The sequence below is a fragment of the Aerococcus sp. HMSC062A02 genome, assembly GCF_001809535.1.
Lineage (GTDB): Bacteria > Bacillota > Bacilli > Lactobacillales > Aerococcaceae > Aerococcus.
The window spans coordinates 58865-82405 of the sequence record NZ_KV797946.1; the positions used below are offsets into that span (position 1 = coordinate 58865).

Below are 23541 nucleotides of genomic sequence, written 5' to 3' on the forward strand. Positions count from 1 at the left end.
AGCTAACGCATACTATATCTGTAACTCGCTGCGCCTCGAACAGCTATAGCAACTGTCCGCGAACTATGAGAAAACGTTTACTAACGATTTCTCATAGTTCGTGAAGTGGATGTCAGGCCTGACTTTTGGAGCAGGTTTTTGAAAAATGTTCACTATTCAAAAAAAGAGGCTGGACCTTTTGTCCCAGCCTCATGACCTTGGTTAAATTTTTATTCTAATCCAGTAAAAGGGACCCTTAAGGCGTTGATTGCCTTAGGGGTCCCTTTGTTTGGCTATTTAAATTTAATAGATATCAGGGGCTTGGCCTAGTTCAGCGGCTAACATCCAGATACGTTTTTCAAGAGCGTTTTGGTGGCCTTGCAAGAGGTCATTGGTCACGCCGTCGCCTTCTTCATCCGCTTCAATGACAGCTTCACGGTAGAAGCCAACTAGATAACGGTAATTATCGAGGAGTTCAGCGAAACGTTCCTGGGTGGATTGTTCCCAGTTGCCTTTTTCATTGGTCAATTTGCTGTGTTCGATATATTCTTCCATGGTCGCATAGGGTGAACCACCGATAGTGATGAGACGTTCAGACACTTCATCTAATTGTCCATCAATGTCATCCATCCACTCATCGAGGAGAGGGTGGAGGAAAAGGAAATTAGCCCCACGCATGTACCAGTGTGTCTTATGTAGGATCAACTTCATTTGGCTTAAGTCTGCAACTAATTGGTTGAGATTCTTTTTTGATTTTTCAAATGTCATGTCAAATTCCTCCTTGACTCTATTATAAACCCATTAGAGAAAATAAGCTATTTTAAATCTTTGTTGTAGTGGGCTCTTTCCCCGCCAATAGACTTAGGCCGTCTCCGGCAGGTGTTGACCCAAGCTTCACCAATCCGGTGGTGTTGGAGACGGAGCGGGACGCAGACTGGCAGGATGTGCATACCAATCAAAGTGTTGCCGATATCAATACCGGCGTCGGCTTGGATGGCTTCAATAGCAATGGGATCTTCAAAACCCTTGTAGGCCGCGGTCGCAAAAGATCCGCCGGCCTTGGGTTGGGGAACCACATTGACCTCAATAGCTTGGGGAAGGGCTTCCCGCTCCAAGATTAGGGCGCGGTTCAAGTGCTCACAGCATTGGGCCGCTAGGTAAATACCATGGGCTTTGAGTGTTTCGTGAATTGTCTGGAAGACTTCCTGACCAATCTCAGGCGAGGACTGGCTACCAATCCGCTCCCCAATGATTTCGGATGATGAGCAGCCAACCACAACGATTTGACCAGCTTTCAAATTGGCTTCCTGGATCAATTCTTCAACCAGGTCACGACATTCTTTTGCTAGAGATTCCATTACGATAACTTCCTTTCCTTTACGATCGTCTCTGTAATGGGATTGACACCTTCGTAAATGTCATCAAAAGTTGTTAAAAAGTCTTTAGTTATAATTGGATCTAGAACATCGTCATCACTTCCCAAGAATTCATTGAATAAGTAAACGCGGTCATGGTAGGGGCTGGGGATACGTTCTAGGGCATCTTCTTTAACGTCTTGGTCCATGCAGATGATATAGTCGAATTTCTTACCATCCTTTGCGGTCAGTTGGCGGCTTTTCATTTTCCCAGGATCGATATGGAATTGTTCCAGGATTTTAATGGTTTCTGGATGGGGGGGATTTCCCACCCGCCAATCTTCAATGGCTGCTGAATCGACAGAAATTTTGCGTCTTAATTTTTCTTCTTTGACCTTTTGGCGAAGGACAGCTTCAGCCATGGGAGACCGGCAAATGTTGGCCCGGCAGACAAAGAGAACACGAATGCGGTTGAAATTAAACATGGGCTTCCTCCAACTGTAATCATTTATTACTATTAGTATAACACAGTTAGAAGCTGCAGCGCTTGAGACTAGCCTTCTTTTTCTCGGTCAAGAATTTCTTGGATGGCTCCCGCAAGACCAGCTGCATTATTAGACCGAGCTTGGTACTTGGCGGTTTCTTTAACTGCGTCTACGGCATTTTCCATGGCAAAGCTGTGGCCGGCAATTTCTAGCATGGGGATATCGTTATAATTATCGCCAATGGCTAGGACATGGTCGAGGTCGTAGCCGTGCTCTTGACAGTAACGTTTGAGGGCTGCCCCTTTATTGGCGTGGGTCTGGCTGATTTCAATATTATACTTGAAGGAAGAGGTGACATAAATGTCATCGAATTTTTGTAGGAATTCTTTTTTGAGAGGGACTAGGTGGCGGTCAGGGTCTTGGTGGGTGAAGGTAATCTTCACGATCTTTTGTCCTTCTTTATTGATCAGGTCTCTGAGGTCGTCTCGGTAGTCGATATTAGTAACTTCAGTTGATTGGGTGGCTCTTGTTTCCGCTTCCTCCTGGCTCATACCAACATTCATCTGCTGGATCAATCGGGTAATGCCTTGGATACGTTGGGTTCTGGAACTAGAATAGACATTCTTTGAAGTCATGGCTTCCATGTAGTAGCCGAGTTCACGTCCCCGGTCAAGGATAGCCAGGGATTCTTTATCCGCCAAGGGGATTTCATAATCAACCGTCCCGTCCCGGTCAAAGGCGATTGCCCCATTGAGACCGATAATTGGACAGCGAATGCCTGCTTCATTGAGCACAATCTTAGCTTCTTCAAAGTTACGTCCGGTACAGACAATGAAAGGGATTCCTAGGCTGTAAGTATGCATGATGGCATCAATATTTGCCTGGGGGATTTCCATATTACCATTGAGTAAGGTCCCGTCCATATCTGAAGCAATCAGTTGAATCATCACTAATTTCCTCCTATAATAAGTTTATCTTAAGTCTATGTCTATTCTACCATTTTAAGGCCGAAGAGACTAGAAATCTGCTAGTTAAAAGCAAAAGGAGGCTTTCCATGCATCAAATTATCGAGAACCAGTGGCAGGAGGTTTTGGACCCCGTTTTTGAAGGCCCGACTTACCAAAAGCTACGCGAATTTTTAAAAAAGGAATACCAAGAAGAGGTGGTTTACCCCGATATGTTCCACATCTACGAAGCCTTCAAACGGACGGACTTTAGCCAAGTTAAGGTGGTTATCCTTGGTCAAGATCCCTACCATGGTCCTAAGCAAGCCCATGGCCTTTCCTTTTCTGTGCAAAAGGGGGTAGCAATTCCGCCATCCTTGCGCAATATCTACAAGGAATTAGCAGACGATGTGGGTTTTCAGCCTGTCCAGCACGGGAACTTGACGGAATGGGCGGACCAAGGTGTGCTCTTATTGAACTCGGTTTTAACTGTCCGCCAGGGTCAGGCCAACTCCCACAAGAACCATGGTTGGGAAGAGCTAACAGACTATGCGATCGCCCAACTTAACCAGCGCCAGGAGAAGATCGTCTTTATTCTCTGGGGAAATGCGTCAAAAGCTAAGCGTCCTTTGATCGATGAGACTAAGCACGCTGTCTTGACTTCGGTCCACCCCAGTCCCTTGTCGGCCCACCGCGGCTTCTTTGGTTCCAAACCTTTCTCTAAGTGCAATCAAATCCTTGTAGCGGACGGTCAAGCACCGATCAACTGGCAATTAACTCCCTAGTGCTTGACCTGGCACTGGCATTGACCTGGCAGGCAGGAACAAGTCACAGCTTGCGGCGCCTTCTCATCCAAGGCTTCTTGAATATGGTCAATCATGTCTTGGGAGAGGGGGGTGTCTTCAATACATTGGACGATGAGCTCTCCGGCCTGGCACTGGCAGAGGTTGTCAAAAATCGTCTTGAGTTCCAGACGACTGGCTTCTTCCTGGCTGACCTGAGCTCGGTAGATATAGGACCGACCTTGTTTCTGCTTATCTAGCCAACCCTTGTCCACTAAGCGCCGGATCAGGGTCTTAATGGTGGAATCCTTCCAAGCCATGGCTTCGGCCAGGCAATCAATAATATAGCGACTGCTGGTTTCCTTTTGCGCCCAGACCACCCGCATGATTTGCCATTCTGCTGGGCTAACCGATTTTTCTTGTCCTGATAACATCTAATCATCTCCATTATGGCTACGTTTGTAAACGATTTACGTTTTAAAAAGGACTGCTTAAGCAGTCCTTTTTGGTTCTACCGAACATTCCTTAACTTAATTGGGAGAGGAAGTAAGGAATATCTTTTTATCAACATCTTTTGCTAGTACACTTACAGTATAAGACCTAAATGTGAATATTATATGAATTTTAGAGAATTTCTTTCTCTAACCATGCTCCGATGTAGGCAAAGACCTCCTCTTCCCGGTTATAGAAGAAGAGTTCGTGGCCATGGCCAGCAAAGCGTTTGGTGTTGACCTGGCGGAGGCCTTGCCTTTCCAGTTCAGCCTTGAGCCGCTCCTGCTCATTTTTTCTAAAATGCAGGGGATCTGCTCCCCCGTTGAGGATGAGGATGGGCAGGTTTGGGCGGACTCCCTGGGCCCAATTTCGTTGGCTGGCATGCTGGGCTAAGTCGAGGACGGCTTGGAAACCAGCATTGGTGAAGACAAAGCCGATCAGAGGCTCTTCTTTGAGGGTCTGGCCTGCCCGCCAAGTGGCCTGGTAGGCAGGGGAGTTCTTGGCTTTGACCGGCTCCTGCCCAAAGATGAGCTGGTGGAGTTTGAGATTGGTCTCTCGCTTACTTCGCAGGGTGAGGACTTGGAGGGCCCGGCGCAGGCCGCCGATGAAGGGGACATGGGCGTGACTAGCGGACAGGATGCAGGCGTCAATTTCCTGGCTGTAGGATTTAAGGAAGAGCCTGGTGACATAGGCCCCCATGCTATTGCCCAGCAGGATATAGGGTAAGCTATCCTTTTTAAAGTCCCGGACGACAGCTAAGGTATCGGCAACGAGAATGTCCTTGGCTTGCTTGGGCGCTCCCAGATAGCCCAGGTTATGGTTTTTACGTGCGAGGGCGCCGTGGCCTAATTGATCATGGGCGATAACCGTCAGTCCCCGCTGGTTAAAATAGTGGGCCAATTTTTCATAGCGGCCGCCATGTTCGGACATGCCGTGGACCACGTGGAGGATGGCCCGGGGCTGGTCAACCTCCCAGGCATGGACAGGGACATAGGGACGTTCTTTTAAGGCTGAGGGGATGTGGGTGTAGACTTGGTAGGTCACGGCGCGGCTCCTTTGCTAAATAAGTTAACTCTTCTTGCATGATAACTTAAGCTTGCTCTCATTTCCAGAGATTTTGATTAAAGTTCGATGATTTAATTTACAAGTCATCTTTAGGGTGCTAAAGTAGTATGAAGGAGAATTATTCTCAGACCATGGACCGTTAAAATTAAGAGATAAAGAGGGTTGCAAATGAATAAAATTGGTTTTGATACAGAAAAATACCTGGCCCACCAGTCCAAACATATCCTGGATTGCGTGTCTGGCAAGGATAAACTTTATATTGAATTTGGCGGTAAATTGATCGGCGATAAGCATGCCAAGCGGGTCCTTCCTGGTTTCGATGAAGACGCAAAGATGAAGCTCTTGGCGACACTCAAGGACCAGGCTGAGATCATTATTTGTATCTATGCTGGCGATATTGAAAATAATAAGATTCGAGGCGACTATGGGATTCCCTATAATGAAGATGTCTTACGTCTGATTGCGGAGTACCAGCGCTATGGGATCCCTGTTAACAGTGTCTTACTGACCCGCTACAATGGCCAACCCAATGCCAAAGCCTTTATGACCAACCTGGAAAACCGCGGCATTAAGGTCTATGCCCATGAAGCTATCAAAGGCTATCCGACTGATATTGAAGCGATTTTTGGCGACCAAGGCTTTGCCAAGAATGCTTATATTGAGACCAGTAAACCTGTTGTGGTGGTTACTGCTCCAGGGGCTGGAAGCGGCAAACTCGCCACTTGCTTGAACCAGCTCTACCATGAGCATACTAGGGGAGTGAATGCTTCTTACGCCAAGTTTGAAACCTTCCCGGTATGGAACCTGCCCTTGAAGCACCCAGTCAATATTGCTTATGAGGCCGCTACGGTGGATCTGAAGGATGTCAATATGATCGATAACTACCACTACGAAGCATACGGCGAAGTGGCTGTTAATTACAACCGGGATATCAATATGTTCCCAGTCATCCGCCGCATTATTGAAAACATTACTGAAGCCCCATCTGTTTATAAATCGCCAACCGACATGGGCGTTAACTGTATTGCTGATGGGATTATTGATGACGAGCTCTGCAAGAAGGCAGCGGAGCAAGAGATTATTCGCCGCTACTTCGCTATTGAAAACGACTTTGTCAAAGGTACCTTGGACGAGGATTGCCGGCGCCGGATGCAAATTATTATGGAAGAAAGTGACCTCCATGCGACGGACCGGGCAGTTGTCCAACCCGCTCGCGACTATGAGGTTGAAGTCCAAGAACGCTTCGGCAAGAATGAAATCCAAGGGGTTGTTGCTTTGGCTCTGGAAGATGGACGGATCGTTACCGGCCGGACTAGCGAGATTATGGATGCTTCGGCGGCTGTAATTGTTAACAGTCTCAAGGCCCTGGCCGGCATTAATGATGAGATCGATTTGATTGCTCCTATGATCCTCAACACCATCCAAGACCTCAAGCGGGAGGCCCTCCACAGCCGGGTGCCTGTCCTGACGACCAATGAACTCTTGATCGCCTTGTCCATGAGTGCGGTAACCAATCCGACTGCCAAGGCGGCTTATGACCAATTAGAGTCCTTGGCGAACTGCCAGGCTCACGCGACTTTTATCCTCAGCCGGGAGAATGAAAAGACCATCAAACGTTTGGGGATTGATATTACCAATGACCCTGTTTATTCAGCTAATAACTTACTGGCTAATTAGGGTACAAGTCGGCAAAAAGATAATAAGCAAACTAAAATCTCGCTTCAACTCCAGGAAAGGAGGGAAGCGAGATTTTTTTTAGTATGCAGTTGCAGGATCACCAGACATTGGTGGGGTTCCAGCATTACCGGTACCTCCACCGGATGGATTAGCTGGTGCGGAAGTTGAAGCTTCAGCTGGCCTTTCTCCTGGCTGACTTGGTCTCGTAGGTGTTTGGTTTTCATAGGAGGATGACTGTCCTCGTTCATAACCTTCTTGCCCATCAACCTGGCTATCCGATACAGACCGGCTAGACCGACCAGAGCTGTCTTCATAGTCTTCGTCGTCGTAGCCAGATTGGTAAGTGGATTCATAGCTTGGTGCCCGGTTGTAACGGCGGGTAGAGTGGCTATAGTAGCTGCCGTTAGGGTCCAAGTTTCCAGGACTTGAAGCAGAGTTTTTGAATTCTTCGTAGAGGTTTTCATTGATCAAGTCGCGGGTGGTTTGACTGTAAGGTGTCGAAGCTGTGGCGAGCCGGACCGGGTTGGATAAGGCGACTAGGTTGGCTTCGTGGACAGTATCGGGTTTCTGCCAGTCCTCATTGTGGGCACCGTTAGAAACGTAGTCCATCATCTGCCGGTAGAGATAGTCCACCGCATGACCGGCGCTTTCTGTGATGTAACCATTAGGTGAGTTTGGATTATCATACCCCATCCAAATGGAGATTGAATAATTAGTGGTGAAACCGGACATCCAGCGGTCTGGTGCGGCTCCGGATGGAATACTGAAGCGGGCAATTTGATCGTCCGTATAATTTGTCGTACCTGACTTACCGGCTTCAATGATGCCGCCATTATGGTAGGGGGCAGATAGGCCTTCGGTGAAAACCGATTTCATCATGTCGGTCAGGATATAGGCGGTGGATTCCCGCATGGCTTGGCGACTTTCGCCTGAGACTTCAACTTTTTCATTGTTAAGGGTAACGAAATAATCCACAGCCTTAGGTTCATTGTATTCCCCATAGTTCCCCACGGCTGCAAAGGCGGCTGATAATTTCAAGGGTGTGATTTCCCCGCCAATCGAATTGGATTCATAGACGCCTTCACCATTATTGAGGTTGATGTCTAAGTTATTGAGGAAGTCATTCACTTTTTCAGCACCTACTGCTTGGAAGACCTTGAGGGCCGGAATATTCCTAGATTCGGCTAAGGCTTGGCGCATGGTGATGAGGCCTTGGTGTTGGCGGTCCCAGTTATTGATCGGGTCGCCGCTGCTATAGCGGTAAGGCTCATCCTTAACTCCTGTCGCAGGGCTGATATTTAAGTGTTCGATGGCAGGACCGTAGTCACTCAGAGGCTTAATAGAAGAACCGACGCTCCGGTTTAACTGGGTGGCCCGGTTTAAGCTCAAGGCTTCAGTCTGGTTACGGCCGCCGAAGAGGGCAATAATATGTCCTGTCTTGGTATCGACAATTGAAGCGGCAGCTTGGACCTCAGAATCTTGGAAATAAGCGCCGTTGGGATCGTTCAAGAGTTCGGTAATATAGTTTTGGGTATTCATATCCAAGTGGGTATAGATCTTCAAGCCGTCTGACCACATGTCGTAACCAGCGGCCTTGACGTCTTCAGCCACTTGTTGGATATAGGAATCCACCACTTGGTTGACGGAATTCTCTTTTTCACGGTTTTCTTCTAAGGGCTGGAGTCCAGCATCGATTGGTGTATTGACCGCAGCTTCATAGTCTGCTTGGCTGATCTTGCCATTTTCCAGCATTTCGGAGAGTACTAAGTCGCGCCGCTCCTTAGCTGCCTCAGGATTCGTATAGGGGTTGTAATTATTCGGCGCTTGCACCATCCCAGCTAGGAGGGCGGTCTGCGGCAAGCCAAGATTATTTAAGCTAGTTCCATAGTATACCTCAGCTGCCGTCCCCATGCCATAGACTCCATTAGCCATGTAAACCTTATTAATATAGAATTCGAAAATTTCTTTTTTGGTATAATTTCGTTCGAGCTGGAGGGCGAGCATCATCTCCTGGACCTTACGCTTATAGGTCTGGTCTTCGGACTTAGTTGAAAAGGCAGACAGCTTGACCAATTGCTGGGTCAGGGTAGACCCCCCTTGGGATATTCCCCCTGCTCTGATATTAGCAATCAGGGAGCCGATAATCCGTTTGGGGTCGATCCCGTTGTGCTTCATGAAGCGCTGGTCTTCGATCGAAGTGACGGCATCAAAGGTTAACTGAGAAATTTCATCTTCTTTGACAATCCGCCGTTCATTCTGACTGGTTTCATAGATCTCCTGCCCTTGGTTGTCGTAAACAATGGAGGCCATGGAGCCCCGCAATTCGTCTTCAGTCAGTTCGGGCGCGCTGAAGGCCCAGTAGGCGAAGACTAGGCCCAAGAGGAGGGCTATGACGGCAAAGAAACCGACGATAGCAAGGATGATTTTTTTCCAAAGTGACTGATTTGATAAGGCCTGGCGCGGTTGTCGCTTCTTATTGTAGCGCTGGTGGCGGCGGTCTTTTTCAGACATATTAAAACCTTCTTCCTATAAATATGAATCAGTGACTAGTGACTTTTGCCATAGTCTGCAATATATTGGTCTATCAAGGGGAGATAATCTAAGTAAGGTTGGTATTTTAGGGCGATGGGATAGGCATAGTCTTCAATCCGCTGGAAGGGGATGGAAGACCGTTCACTATCCTGATAGGCCCGCCAGTCTTCAAGCAAGGCTTCGATAGGATACAGGTAGGCTTCCTGGCGCTTAGAGAACCAAAAGATTACAAAGCTCAAGCCGCCTGCCTGGCTGCAGGCAGTCATATGCTTGACTTGGTGGTCCTTGATATTATTGAGCGGGAAGCTCTGCATGCGGTCAGACTGCTTGGCTTCGAAGTCTACATACCAACCCTTATAGATGCCATTGTAGTCGGTGGTTGATGCCTGCCGGTAATAGGCCTCTGTAATCTTGGCCCGGGCCCGCTTGGGATAGTCCACTTTAACCACCTGGATAGGGGTCGGTTTTTTATGGATCACTGCAAGGCCGCGGTTGAGGTACCACTGGTTGGATTGGTTTAGCATGTTCTCAAGCCGCATCCCCCGCTGGCCGAATTGGACCTTTTTAGTCTTAGGGCCGGGTCGGGACTTGGCCTGATCCCGTTTTCCTTCAAAGTTTTTACCATTTGGGTAATGCATCAGATCGTCTACTCCTCCAATCTATCCCTATAAGTATAGCAATTTTACCGGATAAAAGGAATAAATTGCACAAAAATTAACACAATTATAACACGCTTGCAAGCTTCTTAATACATAGGGCCTTACAAGTTTGTCCAGCCATGACTTGGCATGTCGGCTGACCAAGACCAAGAACTTTATTTGGTTTAAACTAGACATTTTAAGCTTTTTAGTGTAATATGTCAAAATGTGAACGATGATATGCCTATAGAGGCAATTTGCTTGATTAAAAGCTATCAATCGATTAATCTAAAAATGAAATTTTGAAGAGTTAGGGGAATTAATACATGACAGTAAATTTTGAACAGACAAGTACTAATGAAGGCGTTCTACACTTTACCGTAGCCCAAGAAGATGCCCAAAAGGCTTTGAAACAAGCTTACAAACGTGTAAAAAAAGATGTGAGCGTACCTGGCTTCCGTAAAGGGAAAGTGAACTACCAAGTCTTTGTTAAGATGTTTGGGGAAGCTGCTTTGTACGAAGATGCCATTAACCTGGTTCTCCCTCAAGCCTATGCTCAAGCCGTTGAAGAATCTGGTTTGGATATTGTCGGCCAACCTCAATTCGATATCGAAAAGATTGAAAAAGGTCAAGACTGGGAATTCAAGGCTGAAGTTGCTACTAAACCAGCTGTTAAATTAGGCGACTACAAAGACCTTAAAGTTGCTAAACAAGACCGTGAAGTCAGCGAAGAGGAAGTTAACCAACGCCTCGAAGCTGCTCAAAATAACTTGGCTGAACTCAGCCTTAAAGAAGGCCCTGCCGAAGAAGGCGATACCGTAGTGATCGACTTTGAAGGCTTTAAAGATGGCGAAGCCTTTGAAGGTGGTAAGGATGAGAACTACTCCTTAGAGCTCGGTTCTAATAGCTTTATCTCTGGCTTTGAAGACCAATTAGTTGGAGCTGAAGAAGGCGACGAAAAAGATGTGAAGGTAACCTTCCCTGAAGAGTACCATGCCGAAGACTTAGCTGGTCAAGAAGCAACCTTCAAAGTGAAAGTTCATGAAGTGAAAACTAAAGAAGTTCCAGAACTTGATGATGAATTCGCTAAGGATGTTAACGAAGAAGTTGACAGCTTAGATGAACTCAAAGACCTCTACAAGAAAGAAATCGAAGAAGCTAAAGTTCGCCAAGCTGACGATGCCCGTGATGAAGAAGCTATCCGCCAAGCGGTTGACAATGCTGAAATCGAAGACCTACCACAAGCTATGGTTGACGAAGAAGTGAACCATCAGTTAGAACACTACTTAAATGAAATGCAACGCCAAGGCATCAGCCCTGACTTGTATTATCAATTAACTGGCACTTCAGAAGAAGACCTCCGTCAACAATTTGCTGAAGATGCTGAGTTACGCGTGAAGACAAACTTAATCCTTGAACAAATCGTTGCTGATGAAAATATCGAAGCTAGCGACGAAGATGTTGAAGAAGAAATCAAGTCCTTAGCAGAAACCTACAACATGCCTGAAGAACAAGTTCGTCAAGTTGTTACTTCAGATATGCTGAAACGTGACATTGCCCTTAAGAAAGCCATGAGCTTGATCACAGATTCTGCGATTGAAGAATAAGCTTTTTATTGAGAAAGAGAGGTTGGAGTTGGAACAGTTGACTTCAACCTCTTTTTTTGACAAAATTAGTTGATGTGTAAGAAGGGAGAGAGGCAATAAATGTTTAATGATGATACGGGTCAAGTACACTGCTCATTTTGCGGCAAGTCCCAAGACCAAGTGAACAAGATTATTGCTGGGCCGGATGTCTATATTTGTAATGAATGTGTCAGCCTGTGCCAAGAAATAATTGATGACGAAGCGCAAATGGAAATCTCGGATGAGCTGGTCATGGTAGACCCACCTAAACCAGCGGAAATCCATGAAGTCTTGGACCAATATGTGATTGGCCAAGAGGATGCTAAAAAAGCCTTATCTGTTGCCGTTTATAACCACTATAAGCGGGTCAATAGTAACCTTCAAACAGATAAGGACAAAGAAATTGAAGGGGTCGAACTGCAAAAGTCTAATATCTGCCTGATCGGGCCAACTGGTTCTGGGAAGACTTACCTTGCCCAAACCCTAGCCCGCTTGCTGAAGGTGCCTTTTGCTATTGCCGACGCAACCTCGCTGACGGAAGCGGGTTATGTTGGGGAAGACGTAGAGAACATCTTGCTTAAACTCCTTCAAGCTGCCGATAATGACCCTGAACGGGCCCAGTACGGGATCATTTATGTGGATGAAATCGATAAAATCGCCCGTAAATCTGAGAATGTCTCTATTACCCGGGATGTCAGTGGAGAAGGGGTCCAACAAGCCTTGCTGAAGATCTTGGAAGGGACTACCGCTAATGTTCCCCCACAAGGCGGCCGTAAGCACCCCCAACAAGAGTTTATTGAATTAGATACGACTAATATCTTATTTATCGTTGGCGGCGCCTTCGACGGAATTGAAAATATTGTTAAAGAACGTTTGGGTGAACGGGTGATTGGCTTTGGTCAAACAGCGGAAAAGGAAAGTCCTGAAGAGAAGAAACAGATCCTTAACCATATTATTCCACAAGACCTCCAGTCCTACGGTTTAATCCCAGAGTTTATTGGCCGTTTGCCAATTATTACTGTGCTCGATAAATTGACTGAGGACGACCTGGTGCGAATTCTTTCCGAACCAAAGAATGCTTTAATCAAGCAATACAAACAATTGCTGGCCTTGGATGATGTGGAATTGGAATTCACTGATGAAGCCCTCCAAGCCATTGCTAAGAAGGCCATTGAACGTAAGACCGGTGCTCGAGGCTTGCGCGCTATTATTGAAGAGAGCATGATTGATATTATGTATGATATCCCTAGTCATGATCGGGCAGCCAAGGTTATCGTCACAGAAGATGTGATCAACCAAGAGGCCCAGACTGAGATTTATGATGCTGAGGGCAAGGCTATTGAAGGCTAAGCAAGGATAGTAACGCAAGAGGTTGGGAAAAGTCCCAGCCCCTTTCGTTTTTATTGATAGGAGGGTAGGACAATGCAAGTTCACCAAGTGGAATTCTTAATTAGTGCGGTGCGCCCCGAACAATACCCGGAAGCCGATCGCCCAGAGATCGCCCTAGCTGGCCGGTCAAATGTAGGCAAGAGTTCCTTTATCAACACCATGGTCCGGCGGAAAAATATTGCACGGACCTCAAGTAAACCAGGAAAGACCCAACAATTAAACTATTATGACGTTGAAGATAGTCTCTATTTTGTCGATGTGCCGGGCTATGGCTTTGCCCGGGTGAGCAAGAGCGAAAAGAAAAAGTGGCAGGAGATGCTTGAGCGTTACTTCAGGACCCGGACCAATTTAGTGTTAGCCCTCCTTTTGGTGGACTTCCGCCATGCACCAAGTAAGGAGGATATCCAAATGAAGGAATTCTTCGAAGCCTATGAGATTCCTTATTTTGTGATCGCTACTAAATCTGATAAGGTCAAACGGTCCCAGTGGAATAAGCACCTGGCTCAGATCAAAGAGAGCCTAGACCTGGTAACGGAAGACCAGATCTTACCTTTTTCTTCGAAGACTGCAGAGGCCAAGGATGAAGCCTGGGAGATTATCGAAGATGTCATTGCAGGAGCCTATGAGGACTAAGCCTTTTCTTGCAATTGGCTAGAACTTGAAGTATACTATACAATGCACAATCCTATGTCATTAAGAGGGTGACCCAGTGGCAAAAGTAATACCAAATGAAGTGGTCCAATCCATCAGAGAACAAGTTGACATCCTGGATATTGTCGGGGAATATGTGGACTTGCAGAAACGCGGGAAGAACTACTTTGGAAAGTGTCCTTTCCATGATGAACGGACGCCATCTTTTTCTGTTGAAGCAGACCAGCAATTTTTCAAGTGCTTTTCCTGTGGTCGGGGTGGCAATGTCTTTTCTTTTATGATGGATATTGAAGGCTGTTCTTTCCAGGAAGCGGTGGCTTTGGTTGCGCAGAAGGGCCACGCCAGTGTCGACTTTGACTTTGAAAGTACCACTAACCGTCAGCGAAGGCGATGGTCTGCTGATGAAGAGAACTTAATTGCCATACATGAAGCGGCTAAGGATTTCTACCATTATCTTTTGACGGTAACCCAGTATGGGCAGGAGGCCATGGCCTATTTAAAGGGCCGAGGTTTTAGCCGAGAAACCATTGACCGCTATCAGATTGGCCTTGCCCCTAAGGATGGTCAGCTTTCTTACCAGCATTTGCGGACCAAGGAATTTTCGGATGAGGCCCTAATCGCTTCAGGAATCTTTATCCGGAGCGACTATGACCAAGAAATTCGCGACCGTTTTGCCGGTCGACTCATCTTTCCCCTCCGCGGTCCAGAAGGGGAGACCCTGGCTTTTTCTGGACGGATCTTGCCTGATGATTCGGGAGAAACAAGTAAGCAGGCCAAGTACCTGAACAGTCCGGAAACAGCTCTCTTCCAAAAGAGCCGCTTTCTCTTTAACCTGGACCTGGCTCGGCCAGAAATTCGGAGGGTCAAGGAAGTCATTCTTTTTGAAGGTTTCATGGATGTGATTAAGGCTAGTGAAGCAGGAATCAAGAATGGCCTGGCCTCAATGGGGACCAGCTTGACGTCCGCCCATATCCAAGTGATCCGCCGGCAGACGAAAGAGGTCTTACTGGCCTATGATGGGGATAAACCCGGGATTGAAGCGGCCTACCGTGCGCTTGACCACTTTGCTGAAGAAGCATCGGATGTCAAAGTTCAAGTTTGTGTCTTTCCCGATCAAATGGACCCGGATGAATATATCGAACACTATGGCAGTGAACAGTTTGGGCACTTTATTGTCAACCAGCGCCTGTCCATTATGCATTTCTACCGGTATTACTACCGCATGCACTATGATTTGGCGACTGACTCGGGTAAACTTCAATATATTGAAGCCATTATTCAACGGATTGCCCGCCTGGATACAGCCGTGGAGCAGGAGCTCTACCTCAAGGAGCTCAGCCAAGAGACCCAGCTAGCTGTAGATAGTCTCAAAGAGCAACTTCTCCAAGTTCATCGTGACCTGCCTCAGCAAGGAGCTTCTCGGCCGGACAATTCACCTCTTAGAGAAGGGGCAGATACTTCTTGGCAAAGCCTGTCTCGCCAGCCGGCCCAAGAGGCTTATAGTCCCTTAGAGATTAATGAAATGCACTTATTCAATCGTTTATTGAAGCAAGAGGATGCCTGGGTCATGCTCAAGGTAAAGTATCCAGATTTTCAGTTCCAGTCGGTTAAAATGCAGACGCTGTTCACTTTGTTGGAAGCCTACCGCCAGGACCAGGGAGAGAATTATTCCCCTCAGGCCTTCTACAACCGCTTATTAGACCAGGCAGACCAGGCTTTACTGGTAGATATTTATTGTTTGGATACACCAGAAGAAGTGACAGATATGGAAATTGAGGACTTGGTCTTTAATATCACGACTAAGACGGACTTGAAGTCCCAGTTAGCAGCGCTCAAAGATGAAATGGAGCAGGCTAAACTGACCAATGACCAAGCGCGGATTGGCGACTTAAACCTTAGACGGATTCAAATATTGAGACAGATGAAAAGATAGTAAATGGGGGAGATTTATTTGGCTAAAGCAGACGATAAAAAACCGAGTTTAAAGCAAGCAAGCAAGGCTTTAATTAATGAAAAACGCATCTTTGGTTCCATTCGCTATGATGAATTAAGCGACACCATTGCCCAACCCTACGGCCTAGATGACAAGCAAATCGATGATCTGATTGAACAATTCGAAGAAGCCGGGGTAGCCGTAGTGGATAACGACGGTGGCCCGACTAACCGCCAACTCCAGCGGACCGCTGAAAAATCAGACGAGATCAAAGAAGAAGAAATTGATGACGAGACCATCGACGAAATTGTTGATAAGGATAAGAAGACCAATAAGAAAGCGGACAGCAAGAACGCTAAGGACAAAAAAGCTAAGGATAAGGAAGAAGAGGACGAAACCAGTATTCCAGCTAATGTCAAGATGAATGACCCTGTCCGCATGTACCTCAAGGAAATAGGTCGTGTTTCCCTTCTAACAGCTGATGAAGAAGTGGCCTTGGCCAAACGGATTGAAGAAGGAGATCCGATTGCCAAGCAAGAACTGGCCGAAGCCAACTTGCGTTTGGTGGTCTCTATTGCCAAGCGCTATGTAGGCCGGGGCATGTCTTTCCTTGACTTGATCCAAGAAGGAAATATGGGATTGATGAAGGCCGTTGAAAAGTTTGACTATACCAAGGGCTTCAAGTTCTCAACTTACGCGACTTGGTGGATCCGTCAAGCCATTACCCGGTCCATCGCTGACCAGGCCCGGACCATCCGGATCCCTGTCCACATGGTAGAAACCATTAACAAACTGGTCCGTATCCAACGGCAACTCCTCCAAGACTTGGGGCGCGAACCCACGCCAGAGGAAATTGGTGCCGAAATGGACCTGCCAACGGAAAAAGTCCGCAATATCATGAAGATTTCTCAAGAGACTGTTTCGCTTGAAACTCCAATTGGGGAAGAAGATGACTCCCACTTGGGCGACTTCATCGAAGATAATGAAGCGATGAGCCCAGAGGAATTTACTTCCCAAGAAATGCTGAAAGAACAGCTCAATGAAGTTTTAGATACCCTAACCGACCGGGAAGAAAATGTCCTTCGTTTACGCTTCGGTCTAGAAGATGGTCAATCCAAAACTTTAGAGCAAGTTGGTAAGCAGTTCGGTGTGACCCGGGAACGGATCCGTCAGATCGAAGCTAAGGCTCTGCGGAAGTTGCGCCATCCTTCCCGTTCTAAGCAATTGAAAGACTTCATGGAAGAATAAAGATTTCTTTGTTAATTATATTTGTGAGCATCCGTTTCGCTTTTAAATTTTGCCCTTGAACGTTTAGAGGATCAACAACGGCTGAAGCCGTCTTGTACTTTATCCGTAAGTCGCTTTGCTCCAACGGCTAAAGCATGGTACCGGTTCGGGCCAAGGTCCCTCAGCTAGCGAGACTCCAACGGTCCGTACGGCTAAGGCCCAACTTCAACGCTTCAGTCCTGCTCAAAAATAAATGGTATAGATGATTTGATGCCTAGCAATTAATATTAAAAAATAGATAGCTACTATTATAAGAGAGGTCTGGCCTTGGCCGACCTCTCTTTTTAGCGGATAAGGTCTTGGATGCGGGGGTTGAGGGCCTGGCTGATGTAGGTGTGGCCAGCAGGGCTGAAGTGGATGTGGTCGCTCACAAAGTAAGTGTGGGGAGCTTGTTCAAAGACTTCAGCAAAGCTTACCAGTTCAGCTTGGGCCTGGACATTTTGTCTAGAAACTTGTCGAAAGTCGCGTAGACGTTCTTGTAAGCGGGGGTCCTCGAAGCCGGCGCTCACATCTAAACAGAGCATAAATTGGGGATTAAAGTGCTTGGTTAAGTGGTCACATAAGCGGTAAAAAATCTCCGGCCAATTTTCGAGATAAGCCTGCCAGCCGGCCTGATTTAATTGCCGGTGGAAATAAACGTCATTAATACCAGCCCCCAGGACTAGTCCATCGACACTTCCAATTTGCTCTAAATTTCGACTGAGGTCAGTCCATACATCTTTGATCTGGGCCCCCTTGTAGGCTTTGTTAATGGCCTGAAGGGGGAGCTGTTGGCTTTGCCAGACTTGGTCAAGTTGGGCGACAAAGCCTGAACCGAGGTCTTTTGAGCTTTTGGCTTGGTTGCGGCCCCCAGCCACTTGACTGTCACCGATAAATAGAATCTTATGCATATGATGCACCTCCATAGCTTTATTTTACCCTAAAATGCTCGCTTGGCAATTTTAGTATTTATTTTGAGCGGAATAAAAAATTGTATTTATAAAAAACGTATGTTAAAATTAAAAGGAATGACAGTTTCCGATGAGAAAGGGGAGAAAGTACATGTCAAAGATCGCAATTCTCTGCGATAGTTTAGCCTACCTGGATCCGGCTTTTAAAGAAGAACATGATATTTTTGTGGTTCCACTGTCTGTAACGTTTTCGGATGGGACTTACCGCGATATGGTAGATATTGATGATAAAAGCTTCTATGCGAAGGTGGAAGCTAGCGGGGAATTTCCGAAGTCATCCCAACCGAGTCCCGGCGCTTTTATGGAAGCCTTTGATGAGATCCAAGCCAAGGGGTATGACCAGGTGCTCGCTATTATGGTGACTCCTCGTGCGTCAGGAACTTTTGAAACTCTGAAGATGGCAGCTGCCCAAGAGGAAGATTTGGAGGTTTATCCTTTTAACTCTCAAATCGGACTTCAAGCTCAGGGCTATTATATTGAAGCAGCCGTTAAGGAGCGCGACCAAGGCCGGTCAGTTGAAGAAATTATCGCTAATCTCGATAAATTGCCCCCTTATAGTAAGCTCTATGTGATCTTAGACGATGTACGTTATGTGCTCAAGGGGGGACGTTTGGGCTCAGCGGCGACAGCCCTAGTGAACTTCCTCAAGATTAAACCGATTGTCAAGGTCGGCCAGGATCGTTTGGAACTATCTGCTCGTACCCGGAGTCTGAAGAAGGCTATCCAGCGGGTTGTTGAGAGCTTAGAAGAGGATGCAGCTAAGGGCTTGCCCCTGCGTGCGACGATTTCAGGACGCAAGGACTTTGAACCTTACCAGTCACTCAAGGCTATCGTTCAAGAGAAATTCCCCGACATGCGTTTAGATGAGGGCATTATTGGCCCCACGGTCGGTGTCCACAGCGGCCCCAATGCTTTTGCTTTGATGTGGAGCATTGATACCGATAAATTATCTTTAGATGACTTATAAAAGGCTTGAGGCTTGGTCGTTATGAGCCGGGCCTTTTTTGTTGAATGAATAAATGAGGAGAGGTGACATATGACGCAAGGTGTTGTAGTAACAGGCATGGCTGCCATCAGCCCCTTAGGAGAGAGCGTGGAAGAGAATTGGCAGCGGGTACGAGCGGGACAGCATGGGCTGAAGACACTGGAAGCAGCTGGTATGACTTGCCCAGATTTAGGTGTCAAGGTCTGTGCCCCCCTTCCAGATCGCAGTCTCTATGCATCAACCAGTGGCGAGGAAGCCTATGCGATTTTGGCCCGGGCTGCGGCTAAGGCCTGCTACCAGATGAGTGGCTTGCAGGTGGAAGACTTTGATCCTTACCGGGCCGGTTGTTACTTGGGCAATGGACTCGGTGGCTTGACTGCCATTGAAGGGGCCCTCAAAGGTCAAAGCAAAAGCCAAGTCTTTCTTCAGAATCTGGCTGGACAGACCGCTATGAAATTAGCCCAAGACCTGTCCTTTAGGGGGCCAGCCCTAGCTATTGCAACGGCCTTTGCCTCCTCGAATTCAGCGGTCGGTGAAGCCTTCCGCGCCATCAAAAATGGCCACTTAGACTTAGCGATGGCAGGAGGAAGTGAGGCCTGCTTGAACCCTGCTGGTCTGACTTTCTTTGATAATTTAACGGCTCTTAGCCATCGATCAGATCCTAATCGGGCATCGATACCCTTTGACCGGGACCGGGACGGCTTTGTGATGGGGGAAGGGGCGGCTTTCCTGCTCTTAGAATCCTTAGAATCAGCCCAAACCCGCCAAGCTCCTATCTATGGTGAAATTGTGGGCTATGGGGCGACCAGTGATGCCTATCACTTGACGGCTCCCGCTCCTCATGCCCAAGGACTCGGCCAGGCCATGGCCCAAGCTTTAGCTGAGGCACAAATCGATCCCACAGCGATTGATTATATTAACGCCCATGGGACCTCAACCCCAGCCAATGACGCGAGTGAAAGTGAAGCGATTAAGCAAGTATTTGGGAACCATGCCCAAGAACTGGCCGTTTCCTCTACTAAGTCCTTTACCGGTCATTTGTTGGGGGCAGCGGGTGCCATCGAGGCGATTTTTACCTTGTGCGCCTTATCTGACCGCTTCCTACCTCCTACCCTAGGCTTGGAAAATCCAGACCAAGGACTAGACCTCGACTATGTGCCTAAGCAGGGACGGCCTGCTAACTTGCGCTATGCTTTAAGTAATAGTGCTGGCTTTGGGGGCCACAATGCGGTCCTCTGCTTTAAGAGAAATTAAGCTTAAAAAAGGGAAGAATCTTTTGCTTCTTTTGAAAATAAATGCTATAATAGAATTTGTCCTGGGAGCGGATGGGTTCTGGTGTTCCCTCTGGTCTTCAAAACCAGTATAAGGAGTTAGAAGCTTCTTGGGTGAGTTCGATTCTCACACGTTCCCGCCAAAGACTATTAACCCAGCTTAGTCCAACGCTGATGCGTCTTTTCTAAGCTGGTTTTCTTTTTACAGGACCGTACCGGAGACTTGGCTAGGATGTCACTTGACAGCTATCCCTAGGACGCGGTACAATATATCTTGTGAGTTCTCGGGGTAGCTCAGCTGGATAGAGCACCGGTCTTCTAAACCGTAGGTCGCGAGTTCGAATCTCGCTCTCGAGGTACTATAAAAGCAGCAATTGTAGGCTTTAGGCCGGAATTGCTGCTTTTTCTTTTTGCTTTTATTTTGCTGATTATTATGAAAAGTAAGCAAAATTGTACACAAGATTTAAGGGATCCTGTATTTAGTAAATTTGTCTACTCTTTCTTAATCTTAGCTATTCCTAGATTGTTGACTAGCTCTCTTGCATTTTTTAATAACCTTCCCGGTAGTAGTCACTATCTTGACCGTGGAGGGAAAAGATCGATTCCCGGCCGGCCAATTGCAGGGGCATTTGGGGATCGGAGAAGAGGGTGACCAGGGCGGGTGGTAGTTTAGAGATTTTCACTTGTTCGGGTGAAATTTTCGTTACGATATCCTGACCGCGGCCTTCCATAATTTTCTTGCCAAATTGAGGGTCGATCAGGGTGCCGCGTCCGACAGCCGCTAGGTCAGCATAGTTGAGGGCATCAGCCGCTTTTTCTTCATTAGTAATACCGCCAACGACAATCAACTTGACTTCTTCGGGAAGGACTTGGCGGTAGAGCTGGGCATAGGTCAGGTCTTGACCTTCAGGCTTGTGCTTATAGTCCAGGTGAGAGACGTGGATATAGTCGAAGTCATAAGCTTTGCCTAGGTCTGCGACGAGGCGGGTAGAATCTTCATAGGTGTAGCCTACATTATCACCGTGGATTTCTTCTGGACTGATCCGGTAGCCAACAATGAAGTCTTTAGGAGCTTCCTGACGAACGACCTCGAAGACCTTGTCATTGACCGCACGGATAAAGCGCGTTCGATTCTCATAAGAGCCACCCCATTGGTCTGTCCGCTGGTTGGACCACTTGGAGAAGAATTGCTGGTGGAGGTAGTGGTTGGCCCCGTGGATTTCTACGCCGTCGAAGCCAGCTTGGATGGCCCGGCGTGTGGCGTCTCCAAAGGCCTCGATGACTTGGTAGATTTCTTCTTCAGTAATTTCTTCTACGGGGTAATCTAAGAAGGAGAAGTCGATAGCGCTAGGGGCGAGAGCACGTCCGCCATGGCGGGCAGGGAAGTTGGACTCCCGGCCAGAGTGGTTAATTTGGACCATGGCCTTGTTGCCCTTGGCCTTCAAAGCTTTGGCGATTTGGCTTAAACCTTCAATGTGAGCATCAGTTTGGATGCCGAGCTGTTCTTTGTTGGCGGCCCAGGTGTGGGAAGGTCCACCGTCTTTGATGACATAGCAATATTCGACGATGACAAGGCTAGCGGATTCTGAGCGAGCTTGGTAGTAGTCGAGGGTGTCTTGGCTAACGAAGCCCTGGCTGAGGCCACTATTAGTGAGCATAGGGGGTTGGACAATCCGTCCTTTAATTTCAGCACCGTGGCGGAATTTGACGGTATCAGTAAGTTTTTTAGTCAAGCTGATCATCCTTTCATTTGGCTTGCAAGGACTAGTCTACCATTAATTAAAGTTTTTGAGGATAGAAATAAATAATAATAGCTATCCCTGCTAACTATTGCAGAGACTGATCGGATGAAGCTTCCATCATCTATCAATAAATCCTATAGATAGATCTTTGCTATTCCTTAAGAATCTTTATATAATGATAAGAGCTTATCCTGCCTCTTTTAGCATGGTCAGGATGAATAAAATAACAAGGAGTGGCAGATGATGCAAAAGAAATTGTTTTTATTGGTGGCGGTCTTCACCTTATTTCTAACGGCATGCGGGAGTTCTTCTAAGGAAACAACCCATGTTAAGTTAGGGGTAGTGGGCGATAAGAACGACCAATGGGAATATATCCAAAAGGAACTGAAGGACAAGGAAAATATCGATTTAGAATTGGTGAAATTTACCGATTATCGGGGCCCTATTGTAGCCTTAGAAGATGGCTCGATTGACCTGCACGCGGCCTTGACGGAAATTTTTATGGAAGAGGTCAATAAAGAAGGGGGCTACAGCAATACCACGATTGCTTATACGACCCTCAATCCCATGGGTGTCTTCTCAGAAAAGATTGATTCCCTTGATGACTTGCGAGATGGGGCAGTTGTTGCCCTGCCAAATGATGTGTCCAATGAAAGTCGGGCCCTCTTGCTCTTGCAGACAGCGGGTTTAATTAAGTTGGATCCGGACGAGAGGCTGCTCCCTTCTATTAGTGATATTACCGAAAACCCAAAAAATCTAAACTTTAAATCTATGGCAGCCAATCAAACAGCTCGCTCACTGGGTGATGCAGACATTGCGCTAATCAATAACGATATGGCCTCGGATGCGGGCTTCGTGCCAACCCAAGACAGTATCTACTTAGAACCTGTAGCGGAGTCTTCCAAGCCCTATTACAATGTGATTGCAGCCCGTCAAGATGAGAAGGATAAGGACATCTACCAAACCATTGTGAAATATTATCAAACAGATGAGGTAGCCAAGATCATCGACGAGATGACTAATGGGTCTAGTATTCCGGTCTGGGACAAGGAACAATAGCCCCAGCTAATCTATTAAACTTCGCTTAAGAAAGCTCTGAAAAGGCTTTTTAAAGCGGAGTTTTGTGCTAAAATATAGGCAGAAAAAAATTAGATGGGACGGTAAAATCAGATGTGGAAAAAATTTGTGACTAGCTTAGGCCTCTTCAGTCTGACTTTCTTCTTATTTGCTTGTGGACGCTCCGACCAGTCACTGACCTTCTCTGGTGACCAGGCCAAGACCTCCTCGCAAACAGTCCAGGCCAGTCAGCAAACCTCCAATAAGCAGGCGGCTGACCAAGAAGAATCAGCGACCAGTGTTGAAGAGGGGGGAGAGCGCGCAGATCAGAGCTCAGCAGGAGATAAGCCGCAAGTGGCCAGTGCTAAGGACAAGGCGGCAGCGACTAGCCAGGACCAAGGCCTAGCTTCGAATACAGAATCAAACTTGGATTCGTCCAAGGACCTCCTGCCCAAGGTCTCAAGCCTGATCCATCAAGCCTCAGGGAATATCTATAACAATGAAGACTATTACTTCATGCCTAGCCTCTTAGAGGATGGGACTTTCCAAGTGGAAGTTCGCCGGCAGGCTCCTGAGAATATGCAGCAGTCTAACCTGGTGACTATCTACCGTTACCAACCTGATACAGGCCAGTTATTGCAACAAGATATTTTAAATAACACTTGGAATGATGTTACCCCATAAGTGTGTTAAAATATAACTT

21 protein-coding genes and 2 tRNA genes are annotated in these 23541 nt (G+C 47.0%); 13 read left to right on the plus strand and 10 right to left on the minus strand.

Annotation, left to right across the window (positions count from 1 at the left end; all coding sequences use genetic code 11):
* Window positions 1-282: 282 nt before the first annotated feature.
* From HMPREF2626_RS09000 to HMPREF2626_RS09015, 4 genes are all read right to left on the minus strand, one after another.
* Window positions 283-747 (minus strand): Dps family protein, encoded by a 465-nt coding sequence (locus HMPREF2626_RS09000; RefSeq protein WP_070620317.1) that lies wholly within the window; start codon window positions 745-747, stop codon window positions 283-285.
* A gap of 47 nt (window positions 748-794) precedes the next feature.
* The gene (locus tag HMPREF2626_RS09005; RefSeq protein WP_070620320.1) at window positions 795-1337 is read right to left on the minus strand and encodes a TIGR01440 family protein; all 543 of its coding nucleotides are present in this window, start codon (window positions 1335-1337) and stop codon (window positions 795-797) included.
* Window positions 1337-1819: a low molecular weight protein-tyrosine-phosphatase gene (locus HMPREF2626_RS09010; protein WP_070620323.1), complete on the minus strand. Its 483-nt coding sequence runs from the start codon at window positions 1817-1819 to the stop codon at window positions 1337-1339. The genes HMPREF2626_RS09005 and HMPREF2626_RS09010 overlap by 1 nt, the downstream gene beginning before the upstream one ends.
* Before the next feature lie 68 nt (window positions 1820-1887).
* On the minus strand, window positions 1888-2766 hold the full coding sequence (locus HMPREF2626_RS09015; protein ID WP_070620326.1) for a Cof-type HAD-IIB family hydrolase: 879 nt from the start codon (window positions 2764-2766) through the stop codon (window positions 1888-1890).
* Window positions 2767-2873: 107 nt separating this feature from the next.
* On the opposite strand from HMPREF2626_RS09015, the gene HMPREF2626_RS09020 reads away from it, so the two are divergent.
* Window positions 2874-3548: a uracil-DNA glycosylase gene (locus HMPREF2626_RS09020; protein WP_070620329.1), complete on the plus strand. Its 675-nt coding sequence runs from the start codon at window positions 2874-2876 to the stop codon at window positions 3546-3548.
* Here the strand turns inward: HMPREF2626_RS09020 and HMPREF2626_RS09025 are convergent.
* Both HMPREF2626_RS09025 and HMPREF2626_RS09030 read right to left on the minus strand, forming a co-directional pair.
* Window positions 3545-3979: a CopY/TcrY family copper transport repressor gene (locus HMPREF2626_RS09025; RefSeq protein ID WP_070620332.1), complete on the minus strand. Its 435-nt coding sequence runs from the start codon at window positions 3977-3979 to the stop codon at window positions 3545-3547. The two genes, HMPREF2626_RS09020 and HMPREF2626_RS09025, sit on opposite strands and share 4 nt — an antisense overlap.
* 190 nt (window positions 3980-4169) lie before the next feature.
* A complete protein-coding gene (locus HMPREF2626_RS09030) occupies window positions 4170-5081 on the minus strand; it encodes an alpha/beta hydrolase (protein WP_070620335.1) in 912 nt (303 codons plus the stop codon).
* A gap of 189 nt (window positions 5082-5270) precedes the next feature.
* On the opposite strand from HMPREF2626_RS09030, the gene HMPREF2626_RS09035 reads away from it, so the two are divergent.
* Window positions 5271-6779: a DUF1846 domain-containing protein gene (locus HMPREF2626_RS09035; protein WP_070620338.1), complete on the plus strand. Its 1509-nt coding sequence runs from the start codon at window positions 5271-5273 to the stop codon at window positions 6777-6779.
* A 78-nt stretch (window positions 6780-6857) separates the two neighbouring features.
* Here the strand turns inward: HMPREF2626_RS09035 and HMPREF2626_RS09040 are convergent, their stop codons facing one another.
* Both HMPREF2626_RS09040 and recU read right to left on the minus strand, forming a co-directional pair.
* Window positions 6858-9290, minus strand: coding sequence for a PBP1A family penicillin-binding protein (locus tag HMPREF2626_RS09040; protein ID WP_070620341.1), 2433 nt, complete (start codon window positions 9288-9290; stop codon window positions 6858-6860).
* A gap of 35 nt (window positions 9291-9325) precedes the next feature.
* Window positions 9326-9949: a Holliday junction resolvase RecU gene (recU, locus tag HMPREF2626_RS09045; RefSeq protein ID WP_070620343.1), complete on the minus strand. Its 624-nt coding sequence runs from the start codon at window positions 9947-9949 to the stop codon at window positions 9326-9328.
* A gap of 326 nt (window positions 9950-10275) precedes the next feature.
* Here recU and tig point away from each other — a divergent pair, with 326 nt between their 5' ends.
* From tig to rpoD, 5 genes are all read left to right on the plus strand, one after another.
* Window positions 10276-11556, plus strand: coding sequence for a trigger factor (gene tig / locus HMPREF2626_RS09050; protein WP_070620347.1), 1281 nt, complete (start codon window positions 10276-10278; stop codon window positions 11554-11556).
* Window positions 11557-11655: 99 nt separating this feature from the next.
* Window positions 11656-12924: an ATP-dependent Clp protease ATP-binding subunit ClpX gene (clpX, locus tag HMPREF2626_RS09055; RefSeq protein ID WP_070620350.1), complete on the plus strand. Its 1269-nt coding sequence runs from the start codon at window positions 11656-11658 to the stop codon at window positions 12922-12924.
* 72 nt (window positions 12925-12996) lie between these two features.
* Window positions 12997-13596 (plus strand): ribosome biogenesis GTP-binding protein YihA/YsxC, encoded by a 600-nt coding sequence (yihA, locus tag HMPREF2626_RS09060; RefSeq protein ID WP_070620353.1) that lies wholly within the window; start codon window positions 12997-12999, stop codon window positions 13594-13596.
* A gap of 76 nt (window positions 13597-13672) precedes the next feature.
* Window positions 13673-15547 carry a DNA primase gene (gene dnaG / locus HMPREF2626_RS09065; RefSeq protein WP_070620356.1) on the plus strand — a complete coding sequence of 625 codons (1875 nt, stop codon included), beginning with the start codon at window positions 13673-13675 and terminating at the stop codon, window positions 15545-15547.
* A gap of 3 nt (window positions 15548-15550) precedes the next feature.
* A complete protein-coding gene (gene rpoD / locus HMPREF2626_RS09070; protein ID WP_083294425.1) occupies window positions 15551-16795 on the plus strand; it encodes an RNA polymerase sigma factor RpoD in 1245 nt (414 codons plus the stop codon).
* Window positions 16796-17118: 323 nt separating this feature from the next.
* Here rpoD and HMPREF2626_RS09075 read toward each other — a convergent pair whose 3' ends face one another.
* Window positions 17119-17724, minus strand: coding sequence for an SGNH/GDSL hydrolase family protein (locus tag HMPREF2626_RS09075; protein WP_070620359.1), 606 nt, complete (start codon window positions 17722-17724; stop codon window positions 17119-17121).
* 151 nt (window positions 17725-17875) lie between these two features.
* On the opposite strand from HMPREF2626_RS09075, the gene HMPREF2626_RS09080 reads away from it, so the two are divergent.
* The 4 genes from HMPREF2626_RS09080 (at window position 17876) to HMPREF2626_RS09090 (ending at window position 20397) form a co-directional block, all read left to right on the plus strand.
* Entirely contained in the window at window positions 17876-18751 is an 876-nt protein-coding gene (locus HMPREF2626_RS09080) for a DegV family protein (protein WP_070620362.1), read from the plus strand.
* A gap of 69 nt (window positions 18752-18820) precedes the next feature.
* Entirely contained in the window at window positions 18821-20023 is a 1203-nt protein-coding gene (locus HMPREF2626_RS09085) for a beta-ketoacyl-[acyl-carrier-protein] synthase family protein (protein ID WP_070620365.1), read from the plus strand.
* Between the two features lie 63 nt (window positions 20024-20086).
* A tRNA-Sec gene (locus HMPREF2626_RS10165) sits at window positions 20087-20183 on the plus strand.
* 140 nt (window positions 20184-20323) lie between these two features.
* Window positions 20324-20397: transfer RNA gene (locus HMPREF2626_RS09090), tRNA-Arg, on the plus strand.
* Between the two features lie 191 nt (window positions 20398-20588).
* Here HMPREF2626_RS09090 and HMPREF2626_RS09095 read toward each other — a convergent pair.
* The gene (locus tag HMPREF2626_RS09095; RefSeq protein ID WP_070620367.1) at window positions 20589-21773 is read right to left on the minus strand and encodes an oxidoreductase; all 1185 of its coding nucleotides are present in this window, start codon (window positions 21771-21773) and stop codon (window positions 20589-20591) included.
* A gap of 252 nt (window positions 21774-22025) precedes the next feature.
* Here HMPREF2626_RS09095 and HMPREF2626_RS09100 point away from each other — a divergent pair, with 252 nt between their 5' ends.
* Window positions 22026-22841, plus strand: a complete 816-nt coding sequence (locus HMPREF2626_RS09100) for a MetQ/NlpA family ABC transporter substrate-binding protein (protein ID WP_141744621.1) — start codon at window positions 22026-22028, stop codon at window positions 22839-22841.
* A 111-nt stretch (window positions 22842-22952) separates the two neighbouring features.
* Complete coding sequence (locus tag HMPREF2626_RS09105; RefSeq protein ID WP_070620373.1) at window positions 22953-23522, plus strand: hypothetical protein; 570 nt, start codon at window positions 22953-22955, stop codon at window positions 23520-23522.
* Window positions 23523-23541 lie beyond the last annotated feature (19 nt).

Coding starts and splice junctions, on each gene's coding strand:
- HMPREF2626_RS09000 (WP_070620317.1), bottom strand. CDS start 747: ATGACATTTGAAAAATCAAAAAAGAATCTCAACCAATTAGTTGCAGAC.
- HMPREF2626_RS09005 (WP_070620320.1), bottom strand. CDS start 1,337: ATGGAATCTCTAGCAAAAGAATGTCGTGACCTGGTTGAAGAATTGATC.
- HMPREF2626_RS09010 (WP_070620323.1), bottom strand. CDS start 1,819: ATGTTTAATTTCAACCGCATTCGTGTTCTCTTTGTCTGCCGGGCCAAC.
- HMPREF2626_RS09015 (WP_070620326.1), bottom strand. CDS start 2,766: ATGATTCAACTGATTGCTTCAGATATGGACGGGACCTTACTCAATGGT.
- HMPREF2626_RS09020 (WP_070620329.1), top strand. CDS start 2,874: ATGCATCAAATTATCGAGAACCAGTGGCAGGAGGTTTTGGACCCCGTT.
- HMPREF2626_RS09025 (WP_070620332.1), bottom strand. CDS start 3,979: ATGTTATCAGGACAAGAAAAATCGGTTAGCCCAGCAGAATGGCAAATC.
- HMPREF2626_RS09035 (WP_070620338.1), top strand. CDS start 5,271: ATGAATAAAATTGGTTTTGATACAGAAAAATACCTGGCCCACCAGTCC.
- HMPREF2626_RS09040 (WP_070620341.1), bottom strand. CDS start 9,290: ATGTCTGAAAAAGACCGCCGCCACCAGCGCTACAATAAGAAGCGACAA.
- recU (WP_070620343.1), bottom strand. CDS start 9,949: ATGCATTACCCAAATGGTAAAAACTTTGAAGGAAAACGGGATCAGGCC.
- tig (WP_070620347.1), top strand. CDS start 10,276: ATGACAGTAAATTTTGAACAGACAAGTACTAATGAAGGCGTTCTACAC.
- clpX (WP_070620350.1), top strand. CDS start 11,656: ATGTTTAATGATGATACGGGTCAAGTACACTGCTCATTTTGCGGCAAG.
- yihA (WP_070620353.1), top strand. CDS start 12,997: ATGCAAGTTCACCAAGTGGAATTCTTAATTAGTGCGGTGCGCCCCGAA.
- rpoD (WP_083294425.1), top strand. CDS start 15,551: ATGGGGGAGATTTATTTGGCTAAAGCAGACGATAAAAAACCGAGTTTA.
- HMPREF2626_RS09075 (WP_070620359.1), bottom strand. CDS start 17,724: ATGCATAAGATTCTATTTATCGGTGACAGTCAAGTGGCTGGGGGCCGC.
- HMPREF2626_RS09080 (WP_070620362.1), top strand. CDS start 17,876: ATGTCAAAGATCGCAATTCTCTGCGATAGTTTAGCCTACCTGGATCCG.
- HMPREF2626_RS09085 (WP_070620365.1), top strand. CDS start 18,821: ATGACGCAAGGTGTTGTAGTAACAGGCATGGCTGCCATCAGCCCCTTA.
- HMPREF2626_RS09100 (WP_141744621.1), top strand. CDS start 22,026: ATGCAAAAGAAATTGTTTTTATTGGTGGCGGTCTTCACCTTATTTCTA.
- HMPREF2626_RS09105 (WP_070620373.1), top strand. CDS start 22,953: ATGTGGAAAAAATTTGTGACTAGCTTAGGCCTCTTCAGTCTGACTTTC.